The organism is Sorangium sp. So ce887 (genome assembly GCF_051521455.1).
Lineage (GTDB): Bacteria > Myxococcota_A > Polyangia > Polyangiales > Polyangiaceae > Sorangium.
Map to the genome: position 1 here is coordinate 11,945,583 of NZ_CP150354.1, position 18,613 is coordinate 11,964,195.

The 18,613-nt window shown below is 73.5% G+C and carries 9 protein-coding genes and 1 tRNA gene; all 10 read left to right on the forward strand.

The features are described from left to right. Window positions 1-98: 98 nt before the first annotated feature. The 10 genes from WMF36_RS44765 (at window position 99) to WMF36_RS44810 (ending at window position 18,321) form a co-directional block, all read left to right on the forward strand. Window positions 99-7,838, forward strand: coding sequence for a hypothetical protein (locus WMF36_RS44765; RefSeq protein WP_437576978.1), 7,740 nt, complete (start codon window positions 99-101; stop codon window positions 7,836-7,838). A gap of 485 nt (window positions 7,839-8,323) precedes the next feature. Next, complete coding sequence (locus WMF36_RS44770; RefSeq protein ID WP_437576979.1) at window positions 8,324-10,078, forward strand: carboxypeptidase-like regulatory domain-containing protein; 1,755 nt, start codon at window positions 8,324-8,326, stop codon at window positions 10,076-10,078. Between the two features lie 57 nt (window positions 10,079-10,135). Further along, a complete protein-coding gene (locus WMF36_RS44775) occupies window positions 10,136-11,371 on the forward strand; it encodes an ATP-binding protein (RefSeq protein WP_437576980.1) in 1,236 nt (411 codons plus the stop codon). A gap of 168 nt (window positions 11,372-11,539) precedes the next feature. Beyond that, window positions 11,540-11,621: transfer RNA gene (locus WMF36_RS44780), tRNA-Leu, on the forward strand. A gap of 172 nt (window positions 11,622-11,793) precedes the next feature. Further along, window positions 11,794-12,267: a hypothetical protein gene (locus WMF36_RS44785; RefSeq protein ID WP_437576981.1), complete on the forward strand. Its 474-nt coding sequence runs from the start codon at window positions 11,794-11,796 to the stop codon at window positions 12,265-12,267. Between the two features lie 262 nt (window positions 12,268-12,529). Beyond that, window positions 12,530-13,525, forward strand: coding sequence for a PEGA domain-containing protein (locus WMF36_RS44790; RefSeq protein ID WP_437576982.1), 996 nt, complete (start codon window positions 12,530-12,532; stop codon window positions 13,523-13,525). A gap of 10 nt (window positions 13,526-13,535) precedes the next feature. Further along, window positions 13,536-15,101, forward strand: coding sequence for a hypothetical protein (locus WMF36_RS44795; RefSeq protein WP_437576983.1), 1,566 nt, complete (start codon window positions 13,536-13,538; stop codon window positions 15,099-15,101). A 15-nt stretch (window positions 15,102-15,116) separates the two neighbouring features. Next, the gene (locus WMF36_RS44800) at window positions 15,117-15,899 is read left to right on the forward strand and encodes a hypothetical protein (RefSeq protein WP_437576984.1); all 783 of its coding nucleotides are present in this window, start codon (window positions 15,117-15,119) and stop codon (window positions 15,897-15,899) included. 162 nt (window positions 15,900-16,061) lie between these two features. Then, window positions 16,062-16,841 (forward strand): hypothetical protein, encoded by a 780-nt coding sequence (locus tag WMF36_RS44805; protein WP_437576985.1) that lies wholly within the window; start codon window positions 16,062-16,064, stop codon window positions 16,839-16,841. 643 nt (window positions 16,842-17,484) lie between these two features. Continuing rightward, window positions 17,485-18,321, forward strand: coding sequence for a hypothetical protein (locus tag WMF36_RS44810; RefSeq protein WP_437576986.1), 837 nt, complete (start codon window positions 17,485-17,487; stop codon window positions 18,319-18,321). Window positions 18,322-18,613 lie beyond the last annotated feature (292 nt).

The window sequence follows — 18,613 nt, forward strand, 5'->3', positions numbered from 1 at the left end:
CCTCTGCGGGGCAGCTGGTCATCGGGGGGAGTCGATCCGTCGCGCCGGTGTCGCGCCATCGCGGCCCGCGCGCTGAAGAAGCCTACTGGCGCGCGCGCGTGGACGACCGCCGCGCGGCTGGCGACGCCCATGGGGAGCGCGATGCGGCCCTCGCCCTCGCGAGGATCCTCGCCGCGCGCGGCGTCGAGCTCGACAAGGCGGCGGCGCTGGCTCGCCGAGCGCTCTCGCTGGGCGACGACCCCGCGATGAGGGGCGAGCTGGCCGGCTGGCTGGCGGGGCTGGGCGAGCCAGCCCTGGCCGCAGCGGCGCTGCGCGGCCTCCGCGATGACGCGCAGCCGCCCGGCGCGACGGCGCGGGTGCTGGTGAAGATCGCCGTGCTCCTGGCGCGCGCCAGCGACGTCGCGGGCGCGGTCGATGCGCTCGAAGAGGCGAGCGAGCTCGCCCCGGACGACGCGATGGCGAGCGAGCTGCTCGGCACGATCGCCGCCTGGGCGTCGGAGGAGGTGTTCCCCACGGTCGCGGCGAAGGCGTACCTGGAGGCGGCCAAGCGGCGCGAAGCCGCGCGGGAGCGGGAGGCGGCGTTCGAGGACCGCCTGCGCGCCTTCGAGATCGCCCCTCAAGACGACATGGCCGCCAAGGCCATGGCCGCCGCGCTGTTCGTGCGCAGCCGGCACGGCGCCGCCGACGAGGTGCTCCGGGCGCACGCCGAAGCGCTCGCGGCGCGGGCGTCCGGGGGCGAGGCCTCTGCCCCCTCCGCGCTGCAGCGCGCGATGGCGGTCCACGGCCACCGGCTCCAGGGCGCGACGAACGAGGGAGACTGGGCGCGCGCGGTCGGCTGCGTGCTCGACGCGGGCCTCGACGGCGAGGTCGACGGCGACGCAGCCCGCGTGATCGACGAGGTGATCGAGCAGGCAGGGCTCTACGAGCTCGTGGCCGCGCGGCTCGAGATCCGGTCCGAGCAGCGGGTGGGGGGGCCGAGGGCAGAGGCGTACACGGCGCTTGCGCGGCTCTATGCCGGCCCGCTCGCGAGCCCCGACCGCGCCGTGGAGGCCTGGATCGAGGCCGCCGTGAGCGACTCCAGCAGCGCGGCGGCGCGCTCCGCGCTGCGCGAGCACGCGGCGACCCTGCACGACATGGCGCCCCTCGTCGAGGCGCTCATCCGCATCGGCGAGGGCTCGGAGGCGAGGGCGCGAGAGGACGCGGCGGCGCGGATCGACGCGCTCTCGGAGCTCGCCCGCCTCGCGGAAGAGAAGATCGGCGACCCCGGCCTCGCGCAGTGGGCGTTCGAGACGCTGAAGGACGTCGGCGGCGACCCGGAGCGCTCCGCGGCGGGGCTCCAGCGGATCGCGGAGCGGCTCAAGGCGCAGGACGAGGCGCTCGCCGCGGCGCAGCGAGCGCTCCGCGACGCGGACGCGGCCGAGGGGCGGATCGACGCGCTCCGACGGCTCGTCGTGATTTACCGGGGTCGCCCGACCGAGCGCGCCGCCTACGAGGAGGCGCTCGTCGGGCTCTCGCGGGCGCTGCCGACCGACCGCGGCTGCCTCCTGGCGCTCGATCGGCTGAGCCGGCGGACCGGGGGCGGCGCCGCGCTCGACGCCCTGCTGCGCGCGCGGCTGGCCGAGGCGACGCGGCCGCCGTCCTCGGAGGCCGAGGGCGCGCGCTCCGCGAGGTCCGAGGCGATGCGCGTGCCCCTGCTGACGCGGGTCGAGCTGGTGCGCGCCCGGCTGCTCCTGTCGGCGATCGCCCGGCGGCAGGGCCAGGACGCCCGCGCGCTCGACGAGGTGTCGCCGCTGCTCGTCGAGGCGCCGGGGCACCGCGGCGCCGCCAGCGCTGCGCTCGTGCTGGCCACGCGGACCCGGCGCCTGCGAGAGCGCGCCGACGCGATCGTGCAGCTCGCCGCGCCGGTCTGGCCGGCGCTGCGCGCGGTGCTGCTCGCGGTCGCCGCGGCGCTCTACGAGCGGGTGCGCGCCGCGCCGCTCTCGCGCGAGATCGCGGTGCTCGCCTGCGAGGCCGATCCGTCGTGCACGCGCGCCGCGGCCACGCTCGCGTCGATCTTCACGGCGGAGCTCGCCGCCGCCGCGGAGGCAGGCGACGCGCCGCCGTTCGAGGTCGACCGCGCGGTCGTCGCCGCGATCGAGCGCTCGATCACCACGGTATTCCCGCGCGGCGCGCTCTGCGACGGCCTCGCCAGGGCGCTGGAGGCGCTGGGTGAGCTGCCGCTCGCGCTCGCGTGGACGCAGCGCTGGCTCGCGCTCCGGCCCGGGTGCCCTCAGGCGACCACGGAGCTCATCCGTCGCGCCGCGGTCGCCGGCGACGCGGCCCGGCTCTCGGACGCGCTCGCGTGGATCCTGGCGCAGCCCAAGCCGCTCGGCGAGATGGCGGCCCCGCTCGCGAGCGCGCTCCACGCCCTCTACGACCTCGATCCCGCCCGCGGCACGGCGCTCGCGAGGCGCTCGCTCGACGTCTTCGGCCCGCAGAACCCGCTCCTGCGCGAGCGGCTGCTGGAGCTCGCGCGCCACGCCGGCGATCCTCACCTCGCCGTGACCGTGCTCGAGCGGTGGCTGGCCGTCGAGATCACGGCGCCGCACGCCCCCGAGCTGATGTTCATGCTCGCCGACTGCCGCCTCGACGGCGGCGACCCCGACGGCGCGGCGCAGGAGCTCGCGCGTGCCGCCGCGGCGGTGGCCGACCCCCAGGAGGTCCTCGCGCGGGTCCAGCGCATCGAGTCGTCGCTGCTCGACGCGAAGGGGCTGAGCTCCGACGGCGCCATCGCGCTGGTCGAGGCGAAGGCCCGGGCGTTCACCGCCCAGGGCGGCGACGCCGCGGAGGAGGCGGCGGCCTCGTGGCGCGAGCTCGGGAGCCTGCTCTGGGACCTGGCGGAGGATCATCGCGGCGCCGAGGCGGCGTTCTTCCGGGCGAGCGAGGTGGCGCCGAGCCGCGGGACCGAGCGCTACGCGCGGGACATGTGCGAGTTCGCGGGCGTCGAGGCCGCGATCGACGCGATCGTCGCCCGCGCCGCCGAGGCGCGGGGCGAAGCGGAAGCGCAGCCCGCAGCGGAGGAGAGCAGGTGGTCGGGCGACGTCGGGCCCGAGCGACGCCGGCGCGCCAACCTGCTGATCGAGGCCGCCAACCTCGCGCACGAGCATGGCCTACCCGAGCGGGCGTTGGCCACGGCGGCGAGCGCGATCGAGCTCGATCCTCTCCGCGCCGACGCCGTCGCGCTCGTCGAGAAATCGGCCGACGCCGACGGCGGCGTCGCCGTCCTCGACAAGACCTACCGGCTGCTCGCCGACGCGGCCCTGGGCTGCTACGGCCGCCGCGCGGCCCATTACCGCGCGGCGCGGCAGCTGGAGCGGCGCGGCGCCTTCGAGCTCGCGCTCTCGCACGCGGTGGCCAGCTTCGAGGCGGTGCCGACCGAGGGCACCTCGTACGTGCTGCTCGCGCGGCTGGCCGAGCATGCCGGCGAGCCCGCGGAGGCCGTGCGCGCGCTCGAGCGGGTGGCGGCGGCCGCCGATCCGGCGTCGCGCAACGCATGGCTGAAGCGCGCCGCGGCCCTCACCGGCCGCACGGAGGAGGGCCTCCGGCTGCGCCTCGACATCCTGCTCCGCGCGATGGTCGTGCGCCCGGATCCGGCGATCGTCGAGGACGTCGGCGCGGCCATCCGCGATCTCGTCGCGTGCACCGGGCAGCCGGAGGTCGAGGCCATCCGCTTCGACCGCGCGGTCAAGGCCAGCATCGCGAAGCTCGAGGGGCCCGAGGGGGCTCGCGCGGGGCTCGCGATGGCGCGCATCGCCGTCGAGATCCTCGACGCGCCCGCGCTCGCGCTCGCCGCGATCGAGCGCGCGATGCTCGCCGACGGCGACATCGACGAGTTCCAGACGCTGCTCGACATCGTCGGCGAGCTCGCGCAGCAGACCGAGCCGGCGTCGCACCTCATCGCGGCGGTGTACGCCGCCGCGATGAGGCCGCACTCGAGCGTCGGTCCTGCCCTGCTCCGGTGGGCGAGCAAGCTCGCCGACGCGCTGAGCGTGCCGCCGGTCGCGGCGGCGCTGCTCGTGGAGGCGGCCCGGCGCGCGCCCGAGGACGACGCGCTCGCCTACGAGGCGGAGGCGGCGGTCGAGGCCACCGGCGACGAGGCGCTGAAGCGGTCTCTGGACGACGCCCTGCCCGTCGCGCGGCGCCTCGAGGCGCTGCTGCACCTCGCCGACAAGCACGAGCGCGAGGGAAAGCGCGCGGAGGCCACGGTCGCCCTGGAGCGGGCGCTCGCCGGCGGCCAGCTCCAGGGCGAGACGCGGATCGAGGTCGTCATCCGGCTCCGGCGGCTGTACGCGGCCGAAGATCGCGGCGGCGACCTCCAGGCGCTCCTCCAGGCCGAGCTCGCGCGCGTGGACGTGACGGGCGCCGTCCGCCTCGAGATGACGCGCGAGCTCGCCGGCATCCTCGCCGCCGGCGGCGATCTCCACGGCGCGCTGGAGCTCCTCCTGGACGCCGCGCAGAAGACGCCGTTCGACAAGGCGCACCTCGACGAGCTCATCCGGCTCGCCCGGCGCAGCGACGATCGCCGGCAGCTCTTCGACGTGCTCACGCGCCTCCAGGGCGCCGCCGCCAGCGACGAGGAGCGGTTGCTCGTGCTGCGCGAGCTCGCGCCGCTGGCCCAGGAGCTCGGCGATCGCGGCACCGTGGTGGCGCTCTACGAGACGATCGCCCGGCTGGACCTCACCGACATGCACGCCCTCGAGGTCGTCGAGCAGGACGCGAGCGATCGCGGCGATCACGCCGCCGTCGCCGCCCTCCTCGCGCGCCGCATCGAGGCGGCTCCGCTGCCGGACACGCGGCGAGCGCTGCGGCTCCGGCGCGCTGCCCTGCTCGAGCAGCGCCTCGGCCTCCTCGACGAGGCGTGCGGCGAGCTGGAGTCCTTGCTCGCGGCGTCGCCGGACGACGTGAGCGCGCTCCGGTTCCTCGCGGACATCTACGAGCGGCTCGGGACGCCGCTCCGCGCCGCCCCGCTCTGGTGCAGGCTGGGCGATCTCGCGACGACCACCGACGAGCGGGCCGAGTACAACCTCCGCGCGTGCAGCAGCTATCTCGGCGGCGGGGATATCGAGTCCGCGAAGGACACCCTGGAGAGCGTCGCTCGCATCGCGCCGCGCGAGGCCGTGATCGAGCTCCGCGTCGAGATCGCCCGCCGGGAGGGGGACGGCCACGCGCTCGCCGCGGCGCTCGATCAGCTCGCCAGCGCCTCGCGCGACGCCCCCGAGCGGCGCGCGCAGCTGCTCGTCGAGGCGGCGCGCGCCACCTCGATGCTCGGCGACGACGCCACCGCCCTCGAGCGCGCCCGCCGGGCCGTGAAGCTCGCCCCCGACTCTCCCGACGCCGTCCTCGAGGCGCGCCGCATCGAGTATCGCCTGCGCGGAACCGGGACGCCGCGCGACGCGCAGGCCGCGGTGGAGGAGCTCGGGCGCATCGCGCCGCGCCTGCGCCCGGCGCACGTCGACCTTCACGCATTTCTGCTGGCCGAGACGCTCGACGTCATCCAGGGCCACGGCGCGGGCATGCGCGAGCTGACCCGGCGCCACGCCGAGGTCGGCCCGAGCACGCTGGTCGCGCTCGGCATGGCGGAGCGTCTGGCGCTGAAGCGGAACTTCTCCGCCGCCCTTCCGCTGTTCGAGCGCGCGCTCGGCGGCGATCTCCAGGGCATGCGCGCGCGCGGTCGCGTCGCGCTCGCCGCCGCCGAGACCGCTCAGAACGCCGGGGAGCTCGAGACGGCCGCGCGGCTTCTCGAGGAGGCCGCGGCGGAGCCGGAGACGCGCGCGCTGGCGCTGAGGCGCCAGCTGGAGCTCACGGCGGCCCGGGGCGAGCCCGAGGCCGCCCGCAAGGCCCTCGAAGAGCTCGTCGCGCAGAGCTCGGGGATCGACCGGGCGCGCGCGCTGATGCAGCTCGCGCGCCTGCACTCGGCGAGCGATCCGGAGCGCGCAGCGCACATCCTCTCGCAGGCCACGGTGCTGGCGGGCTCGGATCGTTCGCTGGGGCTGAAGATCGCCGAGCTGAACGCCGAGCTGGCCAGCGAGCGGGCGACCTTGCCGCCGGAGGAAGTGCCTCACGCCACGCTGATCCGGGTCGTCGCCGCAGACCTTGTCCCGGTGGCACCCGAGGCGCCGCCCGGCCCATCCTCGGCGGCCGGCGGCGTCGCGCCGTCGAGCAGCCGCGCGCCGTCGAGCAGCCGTGCGCCGTCGAGCGACATCGCGCCGTCGAGCAGCCGCGCGCCGTCGAGCAGCCGCGCGCCGTCGAGCGGCGTCGCGCCGGCGAGCAGCCGCGCGCCATCCAGCGGCAGCGCGCCGGCTTCCGGCAATCCGCGCATCGATCTGGTCGAGCTCAACGATCCGCTCGACGAGGCGCTGATCGCCGCCGACGCGTCCCGGCTCAGCTCTCCCGCGCTGTCGGACGACGAGCTGCTCGATGGGCCGGCGGTCACCCCGGCCTCGCGGGCGCCGGCCCCCGGCGCTGCGGAGAGCAACGCCGCGCGCGGCGGCGCCGCCTCGGGCCGCGCCGGCATCGGCGCGCAGCACGCCCCGCCGCCGGTCTCCGCCCCGGCGTCGCTCCAGCCGCCCTCCTCCGCGACGCGTCTCCTGACCACGTGGCCGCCGTCCGCGGCCGAGAGCTTCGAGGAGGCCGCGCTCTTCCGCGAGCTCGCCTCCGGCTCGTACGAGGCTGGCGAGCGGCTCATGGAGAGCTTCGCCCCGCGCGACGATCGCTCGCGCGAGGCGCTGGCCGTCCGCCGGATGCAGGCGCACCTGCGGCTCGGTGATCGGGGCACCCTCGAGCGCCTCCAGGCGGCCGCGATCGCCGACAAGAACATGACCTATGCCCGCGCCATCGAGCACGTGCTGCGCGCCTTCGAGGGCGACGAGCCGTCCGACCGGCGCGGCGAGGGCGCCGTCTCGCCCCCGCTCCTCGCCGCGCAGCGCGACGCGCCGGAGCTCGTGAGCGCCCTGCTCTTCCGTGACCTGGAGTCTCCGGTCAACGAGGCCCTCGCGCTCGTCTGGGAGACCGGCCTCTATCGCCGCGACGCGGCCCAGTCCGGGCTCGTCGCCTCCGAGCGGGTCCAGCCGACCTCGCCGACCCTGCTCGGTGAGCTCTACGGTGTCGTGGCCGGTCACCTCGGTCTCCTGCGCACCGCGCTCTTCCACCAGCGCGCGCCGTCGCCTGCTCCGTCGTCGCCCGAGGGCCAGGTGATCCGGGTCAACCCGCCGGCCGTGCTGCTGCGGGGCGAGATCCGCGAGGACACCCCCGAGCTGCGTTACCTGGTCGGCGCTCACCTGGCCGGCGCCATGCCCGACTATGTCCTCGTGAACACCAGCGCCGAGGACGAGCTCCGCACGCTCCTCTCCGCGATCGTCGCCGCCTTCGGCCCGCTCGAGGACACCGCGCACAGCACCCGCGGCAACCCGGCCGTGGTGCGGCTCGAGCAGAACCTCTGGCAGCTCATCCCTCCGCGCGCCGAGCGTCGCCTCCGCGAGATCTGCGACAGCGCCAGCAAGATGACCTACGAGGCGGCCGTCAAGATGACCCGCACCGCCATGCGTCGCGCCGGCCTCTTCGCCGCGGGCAACCTCGCCACCGCGGTGCACGCGACCCTCAAGGAGCGCGGCCTGGAGCTGGCTGTCCCGCTCTCCGATCCCGAGGGGCTCGCCGCGGCGTGCGCGGCGTACCCGGAGATCGCCGATCTCGTACGCCTCGCGACGCGGATGGAGTACGCCGAAGCGCGATGGCAGCCCGGTACGGTGCCTTCGCTCCGGCGGGTCGACACGGGCGGCTCGCGCTTCCGTGCAGGCACGTAGGCGTCGAGGCAGCCGCCGCGCTGACGTCGGCGGCGACGAGGCTCCCTGCCCCGGACCGCGCGCCCCGCGGCACCGGCACGGACCCTGTTGCACCCCATCCACCCGAGGCCTCCCGTGTGCACGCTCACGTTTCACTCCGCCGCGACGATTGCGGCCTGGCCACCTCCACGCGTCCGCCTCAACGCGACAGCGCTGTCAGAGCCCCGCCGCCGGTTGCGCGCTGCTCAACCGACAGCAGGCGCGCTTCGTGCTGCCCGGAACGCCGGCGGCAAGCTGGCACGAACATCGCCTTCTTTCTCTAGCGTGATTTTTCCCTGCGCCTGCTCGGGTGCGGACCCGCTCGGGCACCGCGTGTTGTTCTCCTCAGCTCGACCGCTGCCGATCGCCGGCGTCCCGGCGGAGCCGCCGCGCTCCCTCACCGCGCCGGGACGGCGTGGATGCGCGCGCTGCGCCGAGCGCGTCGCGCTCTCGGCGAGGAGGCCCCTGTGAGCTTGCGACCCGCCGTGCGTGCCTTGCTGCTCGCCTGCCTGCCGGCCTCGGTGGCTTGCAGCATTCCCCTCGAGTCCATGGAATCCGGCCCCATGAACGCCTGCGACAGGTCGGCCGAGTGTGGTCCCGGGGCGACCTGCGCGGATGTCAGCGGGCAGCGCGCGTGCGTCTCGACCAGCGCGCGCCTGGATGGGCTCATTCTGGAGATCCGGCCGCGCGCCTCGCGCGAGGTGGGCACGGAGGTCTCCCATCTCCTCGACGTCGACGTCGGCGGCCGCTTCCCACCTGACGATCCCGGCGGACAGGTGCATTCCCTCGATCTCGGGATCCCCCCGCCTGCGCGCGTGGAGGTCACGTTGCGCCTGGGCGGCTCCTACTGCGATGGCCTCACCGGCGGGCAGTTCCCGGTGAAGGCCGAGTTCCGGCGCATCGCGCCCGTCCCGGGCCTGCCCACGCAGAGCTACTCGACGCTCTCGGAGCCGAAGGGCGACGGCCAGAGGTTCCAGCTCGCGATCCCTGCCGGCAGCTACCATCTCTACCTGATCCCGCAGGCGCGCAGCGACTGCCGCGACGCCCCCCCGCCGATCTTCCTGCCGAACCAGCTGGTCCCCGAGCAATGGACGCTCGGCATCAACGCCGAGGCTCCCGCCGTGCTTCAAGGCAGCCTGCAGGTGCCGGCGGGCGTGAGCGTCGACGGGTGGAAGCTCGATCTCGTCGAGCCGCAGACCGGCAGCGTCATCTCGCAGGTCGGCATCCTCGATCAAGGCGAGCCGGACCCGCCGGGGACCGCATCGCGGGTCGAGTTCAGCGTGAAGTTCTACTGGCCCGACATGGACGAGATCCCGCTCATCCGCCTGCGTCCCAGGGACGGCGAGCCGCGGCCGACGGTTTACTGGGAGCTCGATGGGGTAGCGCTCCATGGGTCCACGGCGAACCTGGCCCTCTCGCTGCTCCAGCTCGACGCGGCGGCGCGCCGCGTGGAGGGCCGGACGCTCGACACGATCGGCAACCCGGTGCCCTCCGCCGTCCGCATCCAGAGCGCGAACATCGACCAGGCCCCGACCGCCGCCTACAAGCTGGACACCGAGACGGACGCGAACGGCCTCTTCCGGGCCGACCTCCCGCCCGGCGAGTACGTCGTCTTCGCGCAGCCGATCCACGACACCACCAAGGCGAGAGCCAGGCAGCCGCTCAAGTTCGCCGCCGGCGACGACTGCTACTGCGGTCAGTCGGTCGTCCTCCCGGACGCCGGGACGCTGCGTGGCCGCGTCCAGGGGCCCAAGGGCGAGTGGATGGATGGCGCGAGCGTGTTCGCGGTCCCCTCCCTCGGCGAGGGCACCACCTACCTCCACCAGGTGCTGACGCCCGAGCCGCTGCTGCCCCGGCAGGCGTCCGGGGTCCTGCGCAACGGCGCGTTCTCCATCGACGCCGACCCCGGGGAGTTCGACTTCTCGGTCCGGCCGACGCCGGGCTCCGCCTACCCGTGGCTCGTCCGGCCGCGCCTCGTGGTCCCTGCGGCTGACGCTGCGGTCACCGACTTCGAGCTCGCCATGTCGTACCCGGCCGTGCTCCAGGGCATCGTCCGCGACGCGTCGGGCGACCGGCTCGGCGACGCCGCGGTCGTGGCCTGGCTGCCGGTCGAGAGCAGGACCGCGCAGGGCACGTTCACGGGGGTCATCCAGGTCGGCGAGACCCGGTCGGCGCCCGACGGCTCCTACGTCCTGCCGCTCCCCCCGTCGACGTCTCGGTGAAGTCGGAGCGAAAAAGGGCGGTACCAGCTCAGCGCGGAGCGAGATAGGCTAACGCCCGTGGCGCAGCCGACGCGCGGTGGGATATCGGAGCCTTCAACAGAGGATGGCCTGACCTTCGCGCCTCCTCTGCGCGGCGATCCGGGACAGCGTACCGACGAGGAGCGCGCGAGCGCGACGTCCCTGCCGTCCGCGCACGAGCTCGCGGTCGCGCTGCACGAGGTCTCGAATGCGCTCACGGTCATCGTGGGTTGCGTCGAGCGGGCCCAGGGCGAGCAAGGCCCCGAGCTGAGCCGTGCGCTTGGCGTCGCCGTGTCGCGGGCGCGCGACGCTCGCCGCCTGATCCGGCGAGCCATCCGCGCCGGCGCCGAGGGGCGTCCGGCCGGCGATGGCGAGGTCGCGTCGACGCCGCTGGGCGAGCCGACGCGCCTGCTCGCCGAGGTCATCGACGATGCGGTGACCGGGCTCGAGCCCGAGGCGCGCCGCTCGGCGATCGCGCTCCGCGCGGCGATCGATCCCGCCGTCGCGCGGACCCGCGTGAGCAACGGCGCCGCGGTGGTGCAGATCTTGACGAACCTGCTGCTCAACGCCGTCGCGCTCTCGCCCCGCGGCTCTGCTGTGCGCGTGGACGCCAGGCTCGACGGCGCTGCGGTGATCGTCGGCGTGGCCGATCAGGGGCCCGGGGTGCCGCCGTCGCGCCGCGCGACGCTGCTGAGCTCCGGCGTCTCGACGCGTCCGGGCGGGGCGGGCATCGGTCTCCGCCACTCTGCGGCGCTGGCCAGCGCCGGCGGCGGCGCGCTCACGCTCGCCCCGTCGGAGGAGGGCGCCCGCTTCGAGCTGCGCTGGCCCATCGAGGGCTTCGCGCCAGCCGACAGCCCGTCCGGCGGCGGAGAGGCCGAGGAGGCGCCGCCCGTGCCGCGGAGCAGGACGTCGCTGCTTCCGGGGGCGGTCCTCGAGGGCGTGAGGATCCTGGTGGTCGAGGACGACGACGCGGTGGTGGATCTGCTCGACACGGCGCTCACCGCGCGCGGTGCGAGCATCGTCAGCGTCCACAGCGCGCTCGAGCTGCCGGGCGCGCTCGCGTCCGGTCCGTTCCAGGCCGCGTTGCTCGACATCTCGCCGATCGAGCAGGACGTCCTCGGCACCGTCTCCGCCGTGCGCAGGGCCAACCCCGACGTGCGGCTCGTGGTGATGTCCGGCAGCGCCGTCGCCGCTCCCCTCCCAGCGAGCTCCGGCGTCTCCTGGGTGCGCAAGCCGTTCGAGATCCGCGAGATCGTCGAGGCGCTCGTCCGCTGAGGGGCGCGCCTCGGATCGCGCCGTGCACCGATGGATGGCCGCCGCCGCCGACGCCGCTCGGCCGGCACGCTGCGCTGGGCGGCGTGAGAGCCGCGCCGTGTGACGGCTCCGAGAGGATTAGCTTGACTTCCCTGGCCAGCTGGGTAGGTTCCGTCCCGCAACGCACTCGCGAAGGTGGCGGAATTGGCAGACGCACTAGCTTGAGGTGCTAGCGGGTAACACCGTGGGGGTTCAAGTCCCCCCCTTCGCACTGCCTCTCACTCGACGCATCGTTCTCCAATCCTTGTACGCACCTGGCTGAGTGCGTTCCCGCACCGCTCGTGTGGAGTACCACCGGCGCCGTCGTTGTGTCTCGACGGGCCGCTCGGTGTTGGAGATCGCGTCTGAGTCTCGGCGGCCTGTCCTGGCACGGTTGAGCGGTCGTGTGTGCCCAGCAGTCGCACGGCGACGCCCGCGGCCTGCGCATGCCCTCGGGCGAGGGGGGCGCGCCGAATGAAACCTCCGGCCGCCAGGCGGCCGGGGGCGGGCGCATCGCGTCATTGCTCCTTGTCGCCCTGCTCCCGCAGGGCTCCTGGTCGCGCATCGCGCTGCGCCGACTCTCGGCTGCCTGGCTCGCTCCGGTTGTGTTCGGCGCCCTTGCGAGGTTTCCGAGGAGCGTCGATACCCCAGGTCGTCGCGAGACCGCAGAGGACCTCGCCGCGGCCGAGCTGCTCAGCATCGGCGATGCGGTGCGGCCTGTGCGCGAAGGCCTCGCCCTGGCGGTTGATCTCGGAGACGATTTCGCCACGGTCGATTTCGCCACGGTCGATTTCGCCAATCATGCTGAGAATTTCGGACGCTCGTTCGGAAAGATCTCTCGGGAAAAGCGGCGCGCGATGCTCGCGACAGGCGCTTGACCGCCGTGCCACGAGAGGGTGCTATGGGTGACCAGTGAAACGACGTCGCGCTGGGTAAGCCAATACGGCGGCAGCTTCCGTCGATAGCGCGAGGTGAGCCATGCGTATGTGCATCCTACGAGAGTGCGTGTCGCAGGCTCAGATCACGCCATCTTGCGCGGCGGCGCTGTTGTTTCTTGCTGCAAGCCTGGCTGTCGCTGAGCCAAGCCGTGCCGACCCACCTCGGCTCGACGATGGAGGGTCTCCGGCGAAGGCGGCGGGCGTGCCCAACGCCGAACTCCAGGCGCTGATCCGCGTGGGAGACATCGCCCGTAACCAGGGAAGGTGGGAGCGGGCGGAAGAGGCCTATTACCTCGCGTACAAGCTTGGCGCAGGCGGTAGGGTCCGTTGCGAATGGGGGATGGCCCTGCTCGCCCTCCGGCGACACGTCGATGCCGCCATGGCCATCGATAGATGCCTGAAGGATCCCGGCGCGGGAACGGCCGCCGAGCGGCGCCGTTACACGGACGGCCTTGAGAGCGCGCGGCGCGAGGTGGGCCAGATCGACTTTAACTTGAGCCATCAGGGCGCGCTGATCACGATCAGCGGGGAGGTCCGGGACAGGGACGCGTCGACGACCGGCTACGTGTACGTTGAGCCCGGCGCGCACACGATCAAGGCCACGCTCCCCGGCTTCCTCGATGCCGAGCAAACCGTCCAGGTCGACAAGGGGAAGGCGATCAAGGTCGTGCTCCGGTTCGTCGAGGAGCCCAAGGAGGCGCCGTTGCCCGTTCGGGCCTCGACCCAGCCCGCGACCCCCAGGAAGGCCCTGGCCAGGCCCCCGCCCAAGCCCCTGACCCGACCGGATCCGCCCGGGCCGTTCGACGGGATGGCGGGCGCGGCGCGGATCGGCGGGATCGGCGTCACCGCGCTCGCGCTCACCGGGGGCCTCGTCGCCTCGGGTCTCGCGGCGCAGTACGGCGACGAGGCAGAGCGGCGCGCCGCGGGGCTTCGGCGGAACAACGACGACAGCTCCTGGATCTGCGCGTCGCCTTCGTCCAAGCACGCTGTGACATGCGCTGAGATCAACGACTTCTATGATGCGCACGAGATTGCCCGGGACGTCGCGGCGGGCTTCTTCATCGGCGCGGGGGTCGTCGCCGCCGCGACGATCGGCGCGTTCATCTACGATGGCGTCGATCGGAGCCGGCGTCCTGTGCGTGTGGTGGCGATGATCAACGGCGATCAGGCCGGCATCTCGTTCAGCGGGGTGTGGTGAAGTGACCTCGATGCAGCGATCCATCCAGCGCACGCGCTCGCGGCGCTCTGCCTTCGCGGAGGCCGTCGCCCTGATCCTGGCCTCGTGCGCCCTCGGCGCCGGGTGCGCGGAGGTCCCCTGCGGGCCTCGCCTGCGCTGTGAGCCGCCACCGGCCGCCGAGGAACCGCCTTGTCCCGACGAACCCCAGGAGGGCCTTGAGGCGACGGACGCGTGCGGCGTCTTCGTCAGCTCGAGCCGTGGCGACGATGGGAACGAGGGGACGAGCCTCGCCCCTGTCAAGACGATCGCGCGGGCCATCGAGCTCTTGGCCGAGAAGCCCGAGCGGCGTCCGAGGATCCATGCCTGTGGCGAATACTTCCCCGAGGCCGTGCGCGTCCGCGGGACCCTGGAGATCTGGGGCGGGTTCGGGTGCGAGGCGAAGTGGATCCACCAGGGCGGCGGGCGCAACACCCGGATCGAGCCCGGGCCGGACGAGATCCCGCTTGCGTTCGAAGCCGGCGCCACGGCAACGGTCTTCGATCTGGCGGCACGGGCGGCGCCGGCCACGGCGCCGGGCGGCTCCTCGATCGCGGCGATCGTGCTGGAGGGCGCCGGGGTCACCCTGCGCCGCGGTGAGCTGGTCGCGGGCGACGGCGCGCCGGGCCGTGACGGCGCGCCGGGCGAGCCGAAGCGGACACCGGCCTGGGCGGGGCGCCACGGCCGGTTCGGGCAGGACGCGTGTACCGGCGACTTCGTGTCCGGCGCTGACCCGGTGCAGAGCGCCTGTGAGCAAGGGGACTCGATCGGCGGATGGGGCGGTGATGGAACGATCGACCACGGAGCGCCCGGCGGCGACGGCGAGCTGATGCCGATCCCGAACCCCAGCGGCTTCGGCCTCGGTGGCCAAGGGGCGACCAGCACCGGCGATTGCCTGAACGGGCGCACCGGCGCGAACGGGCTGGACGGCGCGCACGGGCTGGGCGCGCGAGGCCTGGGCACGTTCGACCTGCAGGGGCTCTACCTCGGGGTGAACGGCGGCGACGGCGGCGACGGGCTCCCCGGGCAGGGGGGCGGCGGCGGGGGTGGCACGCGGGCCGGCGCGATGTTCTGCGGCACCCCGCGCACGGCCGGCGGCGCGGGCGGCGGCTCCGGCGGCTCGGGCGGCTGCGGTGGGCACGGCGGGCACGGCGGCGGCCATGGGGGCGCGAGCATCGGCCTCGTGATCCTGAGCGCGCGCGTGGACCTCCACGGCACCAAGGTCAAAGCCGCGCGAGGCGCCGATGGCGGCGATGGCGGCCTCTTCCAGATCGGCGGGGCGCCTGGGCTCGGGGCGCCCGGCGGGCAGGGCTTCGGCGGCTCGCCCTTCGGGTGCTCCGGCGGCGACGGCGGCAAAGGGGGCAACGGCGGGCACGGCGGCGGAGGGCAGGGCGGGCCCTCGATCGCCGTCGCCGTGGTGGGAGCATCGCTCCCGGTGGTGATGGAGGCTGTGCTCGAGGTGGGAACAGGTGGAAAGGGCGGGCTGGGGGCGAACCCGAGCATCCCTGGGGCCGCGGGCGACGATGGGCTGGTCCTCGACGTGGCCGGCTTTCCCCAGTGAGCCGAGGAGGAACGGATGAAGCGGTCGGTGCTCGTTGGTCTCGCGATGGTCGCGTTCGCGGCGGTCTCCTGCGGCGGCGACGGGGGCGACCACGCCCCCGTGGAGGTCGCGACCGTTGACGTCCCGGAGCTGCTCGCGCGCGCCGGCCGCAGCAGGAACGACGATGACTTGGTGACGAGCCTCGTGCCCGATGATCTCGTGTGCAAGGACGACGTCTGGCTCCCCGAGGTCTACTGGCCCCCCCTCGGGCCGCCGCGGCTCGATCGCATCGTGTTCGTCGCATGGGACATGCCCGCTGGCACGCTCCGAGGCTGGGATCTCGTGCGGAACGCGGCGAACCGCCGCATCTGGTCGGCGGTGCTGCCCGCCGAGGAGGTGGGCTTCGGCTGCGAGGAGCGCTACGCGACGAGCTTCTTCTTGCTGGCCAGCTGGCCGGACGACAACATCTCTCGACCCGTCGGCTTCCCGCGAGCCGCTCGAGAAGCCTTCTCCGAGATCATTGTGTCCTATGACGATGTCCTGGTCGACTACTATACCTCGGTCAACGTCGACGAGGCCAACGTGCCGATGCCGGACACGGCGACCTACTACCTGAAGAACCTGTTCACGGGCGTCACGTTCAGCACCGACGTTCCAACCGACGGCGATTCTCCGAATAGCGGGACTCGGATCGAGGTCGATTACGGAGAGCTCGGCCTTGGCGCGATGGCCGATGTGGCGACCTGCGTGGTGTACAAGCGCGACGGTGTGGAGCTGACGAACCTTTGCCTTACCGTGACGGACACCACGCTGCCGTAGCGCGCGGTCGGGCGGTTCGGCGCGCGGAGGACCCGCCGCGGCCGAGCTGTCCGGCGCCCGCGACATGGGCCTGGGGCGAGCCCGAGCGTCCCTGGACCCGCGGGCGAACATGGGCTGGCCATCGACGTGGGCAGTTTTCCCCAGGGAGCCGAGGAGGAACGGATGAAGCGGTCGAAGCTCGTTGGTCTCGCGATGGTCGCGTTCGCGGCGGTCTCCTGCGCCGACCCCCCTCCCCCCGACGTCGCGGAGCTGCTCGCGCGCGCCGGGCACAGCAGGGACACTTACGACTTGGCTTCGAGCCTTTGGGACCGTGGTCTCTTGTGCGAGGACGACCTCTGGCTCCCCGAGCTCTACTGGCCCCCGTTCCGGCCGCCGGGGACCAACCCCGCGTGGCCGCGGGTCGAGCGCATCGTGTTCGTCGCATGGGACATGCCCGCTGGCACGCTCAGAGGCTGGGATCTCGTGCACGACGAGGCGGACCGCACCTACTGGTCGGTGGCGCTGTCCGCCGAGGAGGTGGGCTTCGGCTGCGAGGAGCGCTACACGACGAGCTTCTTCTTGCTGGCCAGCTGGCCGGACAACAACATCTCGCGAGCCATCGGCCTCGAGCGAGGCGCGCCGCTCGCCTTCTACGAGGGCACTTCGTCCGACGACGCTGGACTGGTCGACCACTCTGCAGGGATCGACCCCGACAGGGCCGACGTGCCGGAGCCGGACACGGCGACCTACTACCTGAAGAACCTGTTTACGGGCGTCATGTTCAGCACCGACGTTCCAACCGAGCGCAACGATTCTGGGCATTATTGGACTCGGATCGAGGTCGATTACGGAGCGCTCGGCCTTGGCGCGATGACCGATGTGGCGACCGGCGTGGTGTACAAGCGCGACGGCGTGGAGCTGACGAACCATGGCCTTACCGTGAGGGACACGACGCTGCCGTAGCGCGCGGTCCGGGCGGTGCGACGCGCAGGGGCCCTCGCCGCGGCCGAGCCGTTCGACGCCCGCGACATGGTCGAGCTCGCGCGTCATGGACCGCCATGGTCGCGGGGAGCACGGGCGTGCCTCGGACGAGCAACGGGACCGCCAGGACGAGCGCCGATGGCGCCGTCAAGACGTGCCCATTGGCTGGATGCAGCAGACGGTGCCGCCGGGTTCCTGGACGGGGGTGCCCATTTCCTGGACGGCGCGCCTGGTTTCCTGGACGGGGGTGCCCATTTCCTGGACGACGCACCTGGGTTCCTGGACGGGGGTGCCCATTTCCTGGACGGCGCGCCTGGTTTCCTGGACGGGGGTGCCCATTTCCTGGACGACGCACCTGGGTTCCTGGACGGGGGTGCCCATTTCCTGGACGACGCGCCTGGGTTCCTGGACGGGGGTGCCCATTTCCTGGACGACGCGCCTGGGTTCCTGGACGACGCCGTGAACGTCCTGGACAGTATGACGCCCTCGCCGCCGCCGCATTCTTGCTCTCCTCGGGGCTCCCGGTCGAGCGCTCTTGCCGCTCGTCATTTCCGTCTGTTAGCCAGAAGGCTTGGGGAGAGGCCCTCTCCCCAGGAACAATCCCTCGGCACATCAGGAGATTCCGATGCCCAAAGCAAGGACCGATCTGGACCTGTGGATGAACGAGGCGCTCGCCTCTCCGGATACCAACGAACTCTCCCTCTCCGTGCCCCTTCATGTGCTGTTCGGTGAAGCGGTCGACGTCGCGAGGTTCCACAAGAGCTACTGGAAACCGGAGGTGAAGGACGGGAAGGTGGTGCGCCGCGGCCTCGAGATGGCGGCGAGCAAGAAGAAGAACGGGAACGCCCTGACCGCGAAGACCGGCGAGGAGATCCTCTCGCTCCAGCGCGCTGGCGTGGAGGCGGGCACGCTCTATCTGCTCGCCGTAGACCCGAAGAAGGCGAGCCCCTTCGAGCGCGGGCAGGTCGTCCTCGACGAGATCACCGCGACGCTCGAGTGGCTGTTCGATGATGGCGTCGAGGACGCGAACGACGCGAGGCTCACCAAGCTCGGACAGGCCCACGCGGGTGACCCCGCCACCGCCGACGCGCTCGCGCTGGCCCTGGACGACTATGCCGCCCTCGCAGCGCCCCACCGCGAGGCGATGGACGGCCTCGGCGGGTTCGACGTGGCCATGCTCGACGAGGCCAAGGAGCTCGCGGCCGCGCTCCGGGCGCGCCCCACCGAGAGCGCCGGGCTCGGCGAGAAGGCGCGCGAGGCGCTCATCCTCCGCAACAAGGTGATCGGGCTCCTGAACGCGCGAATGGCGACGGTGCGCGCGGCGGCGCGGTTCGTGTTCCGGGACCGGCCGGACATCGTGCGCGAGGTGACCAGCGCCTATGGGCGGCGGCGCCGGGCCGAGTCTGCGCGCCGGGCGAAGAAGAAGGCCGACGCGCCGCTGCCCCTTGTAAGCCCGATCTGAAGCGGCCGTAGCCCGCCGTCCCGCCCCGCGTTTCGTCCGCCTATCCCTCCTGCGGGAAGTTGCCCCCCGGTTTGCTGGTGAGCGTTCCGGGTCTGCTGGCGGGCCGCCCCTGGGGTCGCGGGGAAGCGGCTCCGGCCTGTCGGCGCGTTCCGCTCGGCGGCCGGGAAGCATGGCTCGACTCCAGTCAAGCCGCCGCGGCGCGCAGGGCGTCCTCTTCGTTCTGTCGAGAGCGTCTCGACGAGCCAAGGGGCGCAGGCCGATGAGCTGCTCGAAGCCTCCCACCCCAGAAAGA

What these genes read in the sequence shown, in the direction of transcription:
- WMF36_RS44795 (WP_437576983.1), top strand. Translation starts at nt 13,536, where the DNA reads ATGCAGCGATCCATCCAGCGCACGCGCTCGCGGCGCTCTGCCTTCGCG.
- WMF36_RS44800 (WP_437576984.1), top strand. Translation starts at nt 15,117, where the DNA reads ATGAAGCGGTCGGTGCTCGTTGGTCTCGCGATGGTCGCGTTCGCGGCG.
- WMF36_RS44805 (WP_437576985.1), top strand. Translation starts at nt 16,062, where the DNA reads ATGAAGCGGTCGAAGCTCGTTGGTCTCGCGATGGTCGCGTTCGCGGCG.
- WMF36_RS44810 (WP_437576986.1), top strand. Translation starts at nt 17,485, where the DNA reads ATGCCCAAAGCAAGGACCGATCTGGACCTGTGGATGAACGAGGCGCTC.